11 protein-coding genes and 1 riboswitch are annotated in these 13,053 nt (G+C 54.9%); of the genes, 3 read left to right on the plus strand and 8 right to left on the minus strand.

The features are described 5' to 3' along the window. Positions 1-15 precede the first annotated feature (15 nt). Positions 16-636, minus strand: coding sequence for a YdcF family protein (locus ACLJTG_RS15835; protein ID WP_000877503.1), 621 nt, complete (start codon positions 634-636; stop codon positions 16-18). 717 nt (positions 637-1,353) lie between these two features. Here ACLJTG_RS15835 and ACLJTG_RS15840 point away from each other — a divergent pair. Beyond that, positions 1,354-1,773: a DUF4751 family protein gene (locus ACLJTG_RS15840; protein ID WP_023238195.1), complete on the plus strand. Its 420-nt coding sequence runs from the start codon at positions 1,354-1,356 to the stop codon at positions 1,771-1,773. A gap of 5 nt (positions 1,774-1,778) precedes the next feature. Here ACLJTG_RS15840 and araD read toward each other — a convergent pair whose 3' ends face one another. From araD to araB, 3 genes are all read right to left on the minus strand, one after another. After that, complete coding sequence (gene araD, locus ACLJTG_RS15845; RefSeq protein ID WP_000888684.1) at positions 1,779-2,474, minus strand: L-ribulose-5-phosphate 4-epimerase; 696 nt, start codon at positions 2,472-2,474, stop codon at positions 1,779-1,781. 140 nt (positions 2,475-2,614) lie between these two features. Next, the gene (araA, locus tag ACLJTG_RS15850) at positions 2,615-4,117 is read right to left on the minus strand and encodes an L-arabinose isomerase (protein WP_000151693.1); all 1,503 of its coding nucleotides are present in this window, start codon (positions 4,115-4,117) and stop codon (positions 2,615-2,617) included. Between the two features lie 10 nt (positions 4,118-4,127). Beyond that, entirely contained in the window at positions 4,128-5,837 is a 1,710-nt protein-coding gene (gene araB, locus ACLJTG_RS15855) for a ribulokinase (protein WP_079951387.1), read from the minus strand. A gap of 340 nt (positions 5,838-6,177) precedes the next feature. On the opposite strand from araB, the gene araC reads away from it, so the two are divergent. Together araC and ACLJTG_RS15865 are read left to right on the plus strand one after the other, a co-directional pair. Beyond that, the gene (araC, locus tag ACLJTG_RS15860; protein ID WP_000852387.1) at positions 6,178-7,023 is read left to right on the plus strand and encodes an arabinose operon transcriptional regulator AraC; all 846 of its coding nucleotides are present in this window, start codon (positions 6,178-6,180) and stop codon (positions 7,021-7,023) included. 118 nt (positions 7,024-7,141) lie between these two features. Next, positions 7,142-7,909: a DedA family protein gene (locus ACLJTG_RS15865; RefSeq protein ID WP_001148369.1), complete on the plus strand. Its 768-nt coding sequence runs from the start codon at positions 7,142-7,144 to the stop codon at positions 7,907-7,909. Between the two features lie 38 nt (positions 7,910-7,947). Here ACLJTG_RS15865 and thiQ read toward each other — a convergent pair whose 3' ends face one another. From thiQ to sgrR, 4 genes are all read right to left on the minus strand, one after another. Then, on the minus strand, positions 7,948-8,655 hold the full coding sequence (gene thiQ, locus ACLJTG_RS15870) for a thiamine ABC transporter ATP-binding protein ThiQ (protein WP_000915970.1): 708 nt from the start codon (positions 8,653-8,655) through the stop codon (positions 7,948-7,950). Continuing rightward, positions 8,639-10,249, minus strand: coding sequence for a thiamine/thiamine pyrophosphate ABC transporter permease ThiP (thiP, locus tag ACLJTG_RS15875; protein ID WP_079951388.1), 1,611 nt, complete (start codon positions 10,247-10,249; stop codon positions 8,639-8,641). Before thiP ends, thiQ begins: the two co-directional genes overlap by 17 nt. After that, the gene (gene thiB / locus ACLJTG_RS15880) at positions 10,225-11,208 is read right to left on the minus strand and encodes a thiamine ABC transporter substrate binding subunit (protein WP_000915326.1); all 984 of its coding nucleotides are present in this window, start codon (positions 11,206-11,208) and stop codon (positions 10,225-10,227) included. The genes thiP and thiB overlap by 25 nt, the downstream gene beginning before the upstream one ends. Before the next feature lie 31 nt (positions 11,209-11,239). Beyond that, positions 11,240-11,339: riboswitch (TPP riboswitch) on the minus strand. A 46-nt stretch (positions 11,340-11,385) separates the two neighbouring features. After that, entirely contained in the window at positions 11,386-13,044 is a 1,659-nt protein-coding gene (gene sgrR, locus ACLJTG_RS15885; RefSeq protein ID WP_001139028.1) for an HTH-type transcriptional regulator SgrR, read from the minus strand. Positions 13,045-13,053: the final 9 nt, after the last annotated feature.

A 13,053-nucleotide genomic window follows, 5' to 3' on the forward strand; every position in this document is an offset into this window, starting at 1 on the left:
TAATTATAACCTGTTTTAGGGGGTAATACTGTTATTTTGTACAGGCATATAACGTAAAAGCCGATATCCGCTGTAATAAAATGTTTCTCGCAGTAAGAAGCGGGTTTGCGCCCACCAGGATTTATAGCGGGTGGATCGCGTGGGTGATGAGCGGCTATCGATACCATTATCCTGAGCGATAGTTTTCAGACGCAGCATATGCAGCGGATCGCTGACCAGTAACGCTGTGCGCCATTGTTGTTGTCGCAGTATCTGTTTTGCGTAACGAATATTTTCGCGCGTCACGGTAGAGCGCTCTTCAATAAAAATCGCCTTAGCCGGAATCCCTTTTTCCAGAACGTATTGACGGGCTATCGCCGCGTCGGAAACCGTTGCGCCAGCGCCGTAGCCGCCGGTTAATACCAACGCGCGGACAATGTGTTGTTGGTAAAGCCAGATGGCATGATCCAGTCTGGCCTGAAAAACGGGAGAAGGCGTTTTTCCGCTAACGCCTGCTCCTGCGACAATCGCGCAGTCAGCTACGCGCGTCTGGTTTTGCTGACTGAACTGATAAATAGCGATAGCGTTATGGATAAACACCATGGCCATAATGAGAATGATGCCTGCCGCGATTCTGATGATGTAGCGATATTTCATGAATGAGTTCGTTCCCCGTGACGGGTGTAATGGATATTTTAACGATAAAAGGGCTTTTAGCGTCAGATATTTTTGCTGACGTATATTTATCAATATATACCCAAAATAATTCGAGTTGCTTAAAGGCGGCAAGGGAGTGAGGCCCCAGGAGCATAGATAACTATGTGACTGGGGTGAGCGACAAATCTGCCGGGAGCAGATTTGAACGTCGCGTGCGACGGCCCGTCAGGGCAAGGCCCATGGATGGGCCGAGTAATCCGTAGCCAACACATAAGCAACTCGAAGTATGAAGGGTATAATGATGCTGGTGTAGACAGCAGATATAATTATCCTATAACTGCTAATTTTGAATCATGTTTATTTACAATTTTTACCCATGTATTAGCTGTTTTGTGTCAAGTCTGTTTTCATACATTCAGTATTTTCAGAAAGGCGCTTGTTCGAATCTGTTACTTATTTCTCGGATTAACAAAAAAGCGATATTTTTTGTTTGTTTTAATTAATGAAAAGTGTAACAATTTCATTTGGAACATCCGTACCGTCAGGTAGAAATATAATATTCCAATTGGCCGCTATGGTTAAATAAAAATGGATTACAGTGCGAATTCGTCGGGAACTCTCTGCATAATTTAATTTTTATTTTAGAATATAATTTTATTTTGACTTTCGGGTGCGGGTGTTTTTATCAAAATTTGTGGTATTCAGGAATGATCTTTTATGAATGTGAGTATGCAGGCGCGTCTGGTAGGGAGCGACCGTTATCTTTTCGTCAATACTCAACGCGCTAACCCTTCCATAAAAACCGTGAGTCGATTTTTTGAGTATAAAACATGGACAGAACAGATTTGGCGTACCGAGATTATTGAAAACGGCAATGCTTTTTTTCACTGGCAAGGACACGACAGAAAAAACGGACATCGGGATACCATTATTAACTATCTGTTAAATGGGCAACGCTGGCAGTCAACAATCGAGGATTATATTTTCTTCCATGCGCTGGAAGGAAAAGTGTTGCAGGGATATTATGACAATATTATTGAATATGTGAGTTCTGATCATTACGTCTATCAAAGCGCATTTGCTGAATATATCACCGACCAGATTCATCAACGCGCCCCCAATGGGACGCGTTTTTAGAGGCATTACTGCCCGTAATAGGCTTTTGCGCCGTGTTTGCGTAGATAGTGTTTATCCAGCAGGGATTGCTGCATGTCGGGCAACTGCGGCGCAAGCTGGCGGCAGAAGATCCCCATATAGGCCACTTCTTCCAGCACGATGGCGTTATGCACTGCATCCTCGGCATTTTTACCCCAGGCAAACGGGCCGTGCGAATGGACAAGCACGCCGGGCATTTGAGCGGCGTCAATGCCTTGTTTTTCAAAGGCTTCAACAATGACATTGCCCGTTTCCCATTCATACTCGCCATTAATTTCCGCCTCGGTCATTTTGCGAGTGCAGGGAATCGTACCGTAGAAATAGTCGGCGTGGGTGGTGCCCGTCGCCGGAATCGGCTGACCCGCCTGCGCCCAGATAGTCGCGTGGCGCGAATGGGTGTGTACGATGCCGCCGATAGTCGGAAATGCCTGGTACAACAGACGGTGGGTTGGCGTATCGGACGACGGTTTCTTATGACCTTCAACGACTTCACCGGTCTCCAGGCTGACCACCACCATATCGTCAGCGGTCATGACGCTATAATCGACGCCGGACGGCTTAATCACCAGTACGCCGCGTTCGCGATCGACGGCGCTGACGTTACCCCAGGTAAGGGTGACCAGGTTGTGTTTTGGCAGCGCCAGATTGGCTTCCAGTACCTGGCGTTTGAGATCTTCTAACATTGTTTTCTCCCTGCCGGATGGCGCTTCGCTTATCCGGCCTACGAGCGACGGTGTGCCGGATGGCGACATAAATGCCTTATTCGGCCTACAGGACCGTAGGCCCGGTAAACGCAGTGCCACCGGGCATTCAGACTCCACTTTTAGCGTTTTAAACCGTAATACACCTCGTTCCAGCGCAGCGCGTCCTTAAAGGCCGGCAGACGGGTATCGTTATCAATCACCGCGATTTCGATATCGTGTATTTCTGCAAACTGGCGCATATCGTTCAGATCCAGCGCGTGGCTGAAGACGGTATGGTGCGCGCCGCCAGCCAGAATCCACGCTTCGGAGGCGGTCGGCAGATCCGGCTGCGCCTTCCACAGCGCGTTAGCCACCGGCAGTTTCGGCAGGGAGTGCGGCGTTTTTACGGTGTCAATGCAGTTGACCAGCAGGCGATAACGATCGCCGAGGTCGATCAGGCTGGCGACGATCGCCGGGCCGGTTTGGGTATTGAAAATCAAACGCGCCGGATCTTCCTTGCCGCCAATGCCGAGGTGCTGGACGTCGAGGATCGGTTTCTCTTCCACCGCGATGGACGGACACACCTCCAGCATGTGCGAGCCGAGCACCAGATCGTTGCCTTTCTCGAAGTGGTAGGTGTAATCCTCCATAAATGAGGTGCCGCCCTGCAGACCGGTTGACATCACTTTCATAATGCGAAGCAGAGCGGCGGTTTTCCAGTCGCCTTCGCCCGCAAAGCCGTAGCCCTGTTGCATAAGACGCTGTACGGCCAGACCCGGGAGTTGTTTCAGGCCGTGCAAATCTTCAAATGTCGTCGTAAAGGCGTGGAAGCCGCCCTGTTCCAGGAAACGCTTCATACCGAGTTCAATACGCGCCGCCTCCCGCACGTTCTGGCGTTTATCGCCGTGGATTTGGGTAGCGGGCGTCAGGGTATAGCTGCTTTCATACTCGTCAATCAGAGCGTTGATATCGCCGTCGCCGATAGAATTCACCACCTGCACCAGATCGCCGACCGCCCAGGTATTGACCGAAAAGCCAAATTTGATTTGCGCGGCCACTTTATCACCGTCAGTCACTGCGACTTCACGCATATTGTCGCCGAAGCGGCAGACTTTTAGCTGGCGGGTATCCTGTTTAGAGACCGCCTGGCGCATCCAGGCGCCGATACGCGTATGGGCCTCTTTATCCTGCCAGTGACCAGTGACGACCGCGTGCTGCTGACGCATCCGCGCGCCGATAAAACCGAACTCACGACCGCCGTGCGCAGTCTGGTTCAGGTTCATAAAGTCCATATCGATGCTGTCCCACGGCAGGGCGGCGTTAAATTGGGTATGGAATTGCAGTAGTGGTTTGTTAAGGATACTCAGCCCGTTGATCCACATTTTGGCCGGGGAGAAGGTGTGCAGCCAGACCACCAGCCCCGCGCAGCGATCGTCATAATTGGCGTCACGACAAATGGCGGTAATCTCATCCGGCGAGGTGCCCAGCGGTTTTAATACCAGTTTACATGGCAGTTTGGCTTCGGTATTCAGCGCGTTGACCACATGCTCGGCATGTTGGGTGACCTGGCGCAGGGTTTCTGCGCCATACAAATGCTGGCTGCCAATCACAAACCATACTTCATAATTATCAAAAATCGTCATTGTCGTGTCCTTAATGAGTCAGGATTGCCTGATTGGCCGGGGTCGTTGGCGCCGGCGCGGCAGTCGGAAGATAATGTTGTTCTGCGCTTAGCGCCCACTGCTGGTAGCGGCGGTAAAGCTGTTCGAGGCGTTGCGCCTGTTCAGGGCGGGGACGCAGAGTGCGTTCTACCGCGCTTGCCATGCTTTGCTGGGCGGCAGGAATATCGGCATGGACTTTCGCAGCGACGGCGGCAAAGATAGCGGCGCCTAATGCGCAACACTGGTCGGAAGCGACGATCTGCAACGGACGATTCAGTACGTCGCAGCAGACCTGCATAATGACCTGATTTTTACGGGCGATGCCGCCAAGCGCCATCACGTTATTGACCGCGATACCTTGATCGGTAAAACACTCCTGAATGGCGCGCGCGCCGAAGGCGGTCGAGGCGACCAGACCGCCAAACAGCGCTGGCGCGTCGGTGGCGAGATTGAGATCGGTAATGACGCCTTTCAGACGCTGATTAGCGTTTGGCGTGCGGCGACCGTTAAACCAGTCGAGCACCACCGGCAGGTGATCCAGGGACGGATTTTTCGCCCAGGCGTCGGTGAGCGCTGGCAGTAGCTGCTTCTGGCTGGCGTTAATCTGGGCTTTCAGTTCCGGGTGCTGCGCGGCAAGTTGCTCCAGCGGCCAGCTCAACACGCGGCTAAACCAGGCGTAGATATCGCCGAAAGCAGATTGCCCCGCTTCCAGACCGATAAAGTTCGGCACCACGCTGCCATCAACCTGACCGCAAATGCCTTTCACGGCGCGATCCCCGACGCTCTGTTTATCCGCAATCAGAATGTCGCAGGTAGACGTGCCGATGACTTTTACCAGCGTATTGGACTGTGCGCCCGCGCCGACCGCGCCCATGTGGCAGTCGAACGCGCCGCCGGAAATCACTACGCTTTCCGGCAAGTCGAGGCGCTGCGCCCATTCGGCGCACAGGGTGCCCACGGGCAGATCGGCGGTGAAGGTTTCGCTAAATAACGGGTAGTGCAGATGACGGTTAATGCACGGATCGAGTTCATCAAAGAAGCTCGCGGGCGGCAGACCGCCCCAGCTTTCATGCCACAGTGTTTTGTGCCCGGCGCTGCAGCGGCCACGGCGGATATCCTGCGGGCGAGTGGTGCCGGAAAGCAGCGCCGGCACCCAGTCACACAGTTCAATCCACGAGACGGCGGCCTGCGCGACGGCGCTATCCTGGCGGGTAACGTGCAGAATCTTCGCCCAGAACCATTCGCTGGAGTAAATGCCGCCAATATAGCGGGAGTAGTCGACCTTGCCTGGCTTATGGCACAGACGAGTGATTTCGTCGGCCTCTTCCACGGCGGTGTGATCTTTCCACAGCACAAACATCGCATTCGGGTTCTCGGCGAACTCCGGACGCAGCGCCAGGACGTTACCGTCGGCGTCAATCGGCGCTGGCGTAGAGCCGGTGCTGTCAACGCCAATGCCAACGACATTTGCGCGTTGCGCGGCGCTTAATTGTGCCAGAACGGCTTTCAGCGCGGCCTCCATTGACTCCATGTAGTCGCGCGGATGATGACGGAACTGGTTGTTCGGGCCGTCGCAATAACGGCCTTCTTGCCAGCGCGGATACCACTCTACGCTGGTGGCGATCTCGTCGCCGGTGGCGCAGTCCACTGCCAGAGCGCGCACTGAATCACTGCCAAAATCGAGGCCAATTGCAATTGCCATCGTCTTACTCCATCCAGAAAAACAGGTATGGAGAAACAGTAGAGAGTCGCGGCAAAAACCGTCAGGCAGGATCCGCTAATCTTATGGACAAAAATGCTAATGCTTTGCAAAGTGTGACGCTGTGCAAATATTCAATGTGGACATTCCAGCCATAGTTATAGACACTTCTGTTACTTAATTTTATCGCCTGAACTGTACGCTTTTGTTACAAAGCGCTTTTCACAAGCGGGGTTGATACGTGCTTTCATCAAGCGCAAGGCCTTGCGGAGACGTAAGCACTGTTGTCCTGGTCAATATGGACAATTTGTTTCTTCTCTGAACATCGGGGGGTAGAGAAATCATGGCTGAAACGCAAAATGATCCGCTATTGCCGGGATATTCATTTAATGCCCATTTGGTCGCCGGACTGACGCCAATTGAAGCGAATGGATATCTGGATTTTTTTATCGATCGTCCGTTGGGCATGAAGGGATATATTCTTAACCTGACCATCCGCGGAGAGGGCGTCATTAATAATAATGGCGAGCAGTTTGTCTGTCGGCCTGGCGATATATTATTGTTTCCGCCGGGCGAGATTCATCACTATGGACGGCATCCGGATGCCAGCGAGTGGTATCACCAGTGGGTTTATTTCCGGCCTCGCGCCTACTGGCAGGAGTGGCTGACCTGGCCGACAATCTTTGCTCAGACAGGATTTTTCCGCCCGGACGAGGCGCGCCAGCCGCATTTCAGCGAACTGTTCGGGCAGATCATCAGCGCCGGGCAAGGGGAAGGCCGCTATTCTGAGCTACTGGCGATCAATCTGCTGGAGCAGTTGTTGCTCAGACGTATGGCGGTAATTAATGAGTCGTTGCACCCGCCGATGGATAGCCGTGTGCGCGATGCCTGCCAGTATATCAGCGACCATCTGGCGGACAGTCATTTTGATATCGCCAGCGTCGCCCAGCATGTCTGCCTGTCGCCCTCCCGGTTATCGCATCTGTTCCGCCAGCAGTTAGGCATTAGCGTATTGAGTTGGCGCGAAGATCAGCGTATCAGCCAGGCGAAACTCCTGCTTAGCACCACGCGAATGCCGATAGCGACCGTTGGGCGCAATGTTGGATTTGACGATCAGCTCTATTTTTCTCGGGTATTTAAAAAATGCACCGGGGCAAGTCCTAGCGAGTTCAGGGCCGGATGTGAATAAAAAGTGAATGATGTGTCCACAAAGATGTCATAAGCCGTAACTATTCGGATAATTGACGGCTTGACGAAGGGGGACGGGGTAAGCAGAATCCCTGCTTCATCACGCTGACGGACACACTATGCAAGCACTGCTGGAACACTTTATCACCCAATCCACTCTGTATTCGCTTATCGCCGTGTTGCTGGTCGCCTTCCTGGAATCGCTGGCGCTGGTGGGGTTGATTTTACCCGGCACGGTACTGATGGCGGGGCTGGGCGCGCTTATCGGCAGCGGCGAGCTCAATTTTTGGCATGCCTGGCTGGTGGGTATTATCGGCTGTCTGATGGGCGACTGGATTTCGTTCTGGCTGGGGTGGCGCTTTAAAAAGCCGCTACACCGCTGGTCTTTTATGAAAAAGAACAAGTCGCTGCTGGATAAAACCGAACACGCGCTGCATCAGCACAGTATGTTCACGATCCTGGTCGGACGTTTTGTCGGTCCGACGAGGCCGCTGGTGCCGATGGTGGCAGGGATGCTGGATCTTCCCGTGGCGAAATTTATTGGGCCGAACTTGATTGGCTGTTTGCTGTGGCCGCCGTTTTATTTCCTGCCGGGCATTCTGGCGGGAGCGGCAATCGATATTCCTTCCGATATGCAGAGCGGAGATTTCAAATGGCTGCTGCTGGCGACGGCGTTGCTGCTGTGGGTCGGAGGCTGGCTATGCTGGCGGCTGTGGCGCAGCGGCAAAGCGGCAGTCGATCGTTTAACCGCGTATTTCCCCCGCAGCCGTTTGCTGTATCTGGCGCCGTTGACGCTCGGGATCGGCGTGGTCGCGCTGGTGGTGCTGGTTCGCCACCCGCTGATGCCGGTATATATCGATATTCTGCGCAAAGTTGTGGGTTACTAACGATTCCTTTGCCGGATGGCAGCTTCGCCTTATCCGGCCTACAAAATATGGGATTTGATGCCCAATAGCGCTGAGGCGCTGGCTTGACCGCTTAGTAGCTCGTCTGTTTTGCCTTGCCACGCGATACGCCCGTCGGCGACGACGATTGACCGGGGCGCAATTCGCGCCGCATCTTCCACGCTGTGCGAGACCATCAACAGCGTGAGCTGTCGCTCGCGGCAGATATCGCTGACCAACGTCAGCATCTCCTGACGCAGCGCGGGATCGAGCGCGGAGAACGGTTCATCCAGCAGCAGTACCGGCTGTTCACGTACCAGGCAGCGCGCCAGCGCTACCCGCTGACGCTGGCCGCCGGACAGTTCGCCCGGTAAACGCGTCATCAGACTCTCAATGCCCATCTGATGTGCGATAGCGTCCCGTTTTTCCCGCTGGCTGGCGTTGAGCGTTAACCCAGGATTTAGCCCCAGACCGATATTTTGCTGCACATTCAGGTGGCTGAATAAATTATTCTCCTGAAACAGCATTGAGACCGGACGGCGTGAGGGCGGCGTAAGCGTATGATCTTCGCCGGCAATCAGTAGCGTACCGCTGGCAGGCGCAAGAAAACCGGCAATTAAATTCAACAACGTGCTTTTCCCCGCGCCGCTGGGGCCAAGAATCGCCACCTGCTCGCCGCGTTCTACCGCCAGCGTAAAACGCATCGGCAAATGATGGTAAAGCCAGGTGATATCAATCAGTTTTAGCATGTCGGCCCGGTAGTTTCTCTATGAGGGTAAATAACGTAAAACAGAGCAGCAACAGTATCAGCGCGGTCACCGCGCCGTCCTGGCTGCGGTAGGAGCCGATCTGCTGATACAGATAAAACGGCAGCGTGCGGAAATTGTCATTGCCGAAAAGCGCGACGACGCCAAAATCACCGATAGAAAGTACGCAGGCAAACGCCAGCGCCTGCGCCAGCGGACGTTTCAGCGCCCGCAGTTCCACGACCTTTAACCGCGACCAGCCTTCAATTCCTAATGACTGGCACAGCATTCCATAACGGGCGGTAATATCGCGCATTGGGTTTTCCAGGACTTTTAGCGCGTAGGGGATTGCCATCAGCGCATTGGTGAAAATCACGATGCCGTCGGCGGATTCCGGTAAGCCAATGCTGTTATTGAGCAGTAAAAAGAAGCCTGTCGCCAGTACGATCCCCGGCATCGCGAGGATCAACATCCCGCTGAGTTCCAGCGTTTGTCCGGCGAATAGTTGCTGGCGTTGGCGTAGCTCGCGGCTACTCCACAGCAGCATCATGGTCAGCACCACACACAGAACGCCCGCCGCCAGCGCAATACGTAGCGATGTCCAGACAGCCTGCCACAGAATGGGTTGCGCCAGCACCTCCGGCAGGCTGCGGTTGACGCCATCGACCACCACGGCGACCAGCGGCGGAAGCAGCATCAGCAGCGCCAGCACGATTAATAAGGCGTCCGTCAGACGGCTGTGGAGACGATCGTCAGGATCGCGCCAGCCCTGCGTCAGCGTCATCCCCGGCGCAATCGCTTTGCTCAACCGTTGGCTTAGCAGTACCAGCGCCAGGCAGCAGACCATCTGGATTAATGCCAGCATCGCCGCGCGGGCGGGATCGTAGTCATAACTGAGCGCCTGAAAGATAGCCAGTTCGATAGTGGTGGCCTGCGGGCCGCCGCCGAGCGACAGAACCGTTGCGAAACTGGCGAAGCAGAGCATAAAAATCAGCGCCGCGACGGGCGGAATTTGGCGGCGTAGCCACGGCCATTCGACAAAACGGAAAAAATACCAGCCGCGCATACCGAGCTGGGCGGCGAGCTGGCGCTGCTCGCCGGGAATGCTTTCCAACGATTGCAGCAACAAACGGCTCGCCATTGGCAGGTTAAAAAAGACGTGCGCCAGTAAAATGCCCTGCAAGCCGTAGGGGGAGAATGTCCACTGAAGCCCCAGCATCTGCCACAGCGAGGCCAGCCAGCCCTGACGGCCATACACGCTAAGAATACCGAACACGGCAACCAGTACCGGCAGAATCAGCGTCATGGCGCACAGACGCAGCAGCGCCAGACGTCCAGGAAAACGGCGTCGATAAAGCGCGCGGGCGAGAAAAACCGCCGGGACCACAGACAGCACTGCGGACAGAAACGCCTGCCAGAATGAGAAGCGCACCACATGCCACAGATAGCTATCCCGCCAGATTGTCGACCACGCGCCCGACGGCGCGTTCAGCCAAAGCGCCAGAAAGGCCGCCAGCGAGACGGTTATCATCAGCGCGGCGGCGCACAGCCCCGGAATCAGCCAGCCGGGAATTAACGGCTGACGGCGCGTTGCCATTCGCTAATCCATGCCTGGCGTTGTGCTGCCACTTGTTGCGGCGTGAATTCCAGCGTTGTGGCGGGTTTGGCCAATGATTCAAACCCTGCGGGTAAGGCGACGTCCGCTACCGGGTACATCCAGTTGCCGGTGGGTATGGCGTTCTGAAACGCCGGAGAAACCATAAATTTGAGGAATTTCTCCGCCAGTTCCGGCTGCTTACTGGCGACGGTACGCGCCGCGACTTCTACCTGTAAGTAATGGCCTTCGCTGAAGTTCGCGGCGGCGTAATTGTCCTTCTTCTCTTCAATAATGTGATACGCCGGAGAGGTGGTGTAACTGAGCACCAAATCGCTTTCACCTTTCAGAAATAAACCGTAGGCCTCGCTCCAGCCTTTCGTCACCGTCACCGTTTTGGCCGCCAGTTTTTGCCAGGCCTGCGGCGCGTTATCGCCATAGACTTTGCGCATCCACAGTAACAGCCCCAGCCCTGGCGTACTGGTACGCGGGTCCTGATAAATCACCCGCCATTTTTGATCGCTCTCGACCAGTTCTTTCAGGCTTTTCGGCGGATTTTTCAGCTTGCTTTTATCGTAGACAAAGGCGAAATAGCCGTAATCGAACGGCACAAATGTGTCGTTTTTCCAGCCGCCGGGCACCTTGACCGCCTCATTCGCCACGCCGCTTTTGGCAAAGAGTTTAGTTTGCGTGGCCGCTTCCAGCAGATTGTTGTCCAGCCCCAACACCACATCGGCTTTGCTGTTCTTCCCCTCCATCCGCAGGCGGTTGAGCAGTGAAACGCCATCCTCCAGCGCCACCAGTTTCAGCTCGCAGTTGCAATCGGCTTCAAACGCTTTTTTCACCGCCGGGCCTGGCCCCCAGTCGGCGGCGAACGAGTCGTAGGTATAGACGGTGAGAACGGGTTTGGCGAAAGCAGGCGCCGCGCACAGGAGTAAAAGCGGAAGATATTTTTTTAACACTTTGCACCTCAGTTAAAGAGTGGCAAAGGACTTGAGAGGTAACCTCAAATCCCTTCGCCGGCATTATCCGGATCAGGTTCGACGGGTATTTTCTCAGCGCGCGCATGAGCGCGGCACCCCGTTGAGTTCGGCGTTAGTGTAGTGATTTTGTTGCCGGGCAGCAATCAAGAGCTGGCGTTAAGGATCTGGCGGCGCAAACCACGCCGATTTAAAATCAAACCAGCCGAGGGTATTCATGCGCAGCCCGCGCATACTGCGTTGTCCCTGGATAATCAGCCAGTGGTGGATCAACGGCACAATCGCTTTGTTGGCCAGCAGTTGCTGGCACCAGTTCGCCAGGTTCATCTCGCCAGCGCGCCACTGCGCGGCGTCGTCCTGCCAGTCGCGCGGAATGCAGTTCTGCAAGAGTGGTACTTCGCACAGGTGCGCGAACAGCGAGAAATCCAGCGGCAGCGTAAAGTTAGCGCTATTGAGCCAGATATCGCTTTCGATCTCGCCGGCGTGCCATTGATCGTAGTCGATCTCCTGAATATGCAGATGCACCTGATGCTCAGCCAGAAGCGCGCTCATGATACGGGCGATAACCCGGTGCTCAATGTGTTCGCGATAGAAGGTCAGCGTGAGGGTTTCCAGACCGGCGGGTTTTTCGCCCGGGCCTGGGCGGGCGTGATGCCAGCGCGGTAAAAGCCCATAGGCCGGGAACCAGAGCTGCTGTAGCGGTTCATCGGCATGATAGAGTAAATTGGTGGGGGAGAGGACGTGGCTTACCCATTCTCTGACCTGCGGATGCGCGCCGCGCGGCGTTCTGGCGTCGAATAGCAGGTAATAGCACCCCTCTTCCAGTCGGCTTTCTATCGCTTTTTCACCGCCTTGTATCGGCCCTTCCAGCATCAAGCCGCAGGCCGGTTCTTCACTGATATCCGGCAGTACCCAGACGTTCACTTCGTCTATCAACGCCCGATAGCCGAAGTAATCATCAAAGGCGAGTATCTTGAGCTGGTTTGGCGTATTACGCCGCACGGCATAAGGCCCGGTGCCGATAGGGTGGCTGGCGAAATTAGCCAGCGTTTCCCACTCCCGCGGCAAAATCATCGCCGGGACCTGGCCCAGCAGCCACGGCAACCAGCGATCCGGCTGGGAAAGATGAATATCCAGCGTCCACGCGGTAGGGGAGTCTATCTTTGTGATGTGCGAGTAAAGCGGAAGCGTATTGATACGCGTCAGCGAGGCGATGACATCTTCCATCTCCAGCTCGCGGCCATGATGAAAATGAATGCCGGGGCGCAGGTAGAAGCGCCACAGTAAAGGGGAAATTTGCTGCCAGTGGTGCGCAATGTCCGCTTCCAGTTCCCCGTTTTCCTCATTTACCCGCGTGAGCGAACTGAAAATTTGCCGGGCAATATGAGTTTCCGAGCGACGTAATGCGGTTCCCGGCAGGAGATTGTGCATCGGACGATAGTAAAGAACCCGCAGAATATGCCGCCCCTGGCGGAAGCTGCGTCCCAGATGGGAAATCAGCATTTGCCTGACAGCGCTTTTATCGCCGACCAGTTGTACCAGTTGATCGATTCGATCTTGTTCCAGCAGGTCTTCCGCCCGCTGCTGTTGCAGCGCCAGTCCGGTATACAGGAACGTCAGACGCGAACGCTTTCCGCGTCCGACCTCGGCTTCCCATGTTAGCCAACCGCGCGCCTGCATCGTATTTAGCAGCGTACGCATATGGCGACGCGAACAGTTCAGCAGATCCGCCAGCTCATTAAGCGTGGTGTCTTGCGTTTTACCGTCACAACATTGCCAGAGACGGATAAATTGTTGTTGCAGGCGACCTGAGGGCATAAAAGGGGA

The sequence above is a fragment of the Salmonella sp. SAL00672 genome, assembly GCF_046552175.1.
GTDB classification, from domain to species: Bacteria; Pseudomonadota; Gammaproteobacteria; order Enterobacterales; family Enterobacteriaceae; genus Salmonella; species Salmonella enterica.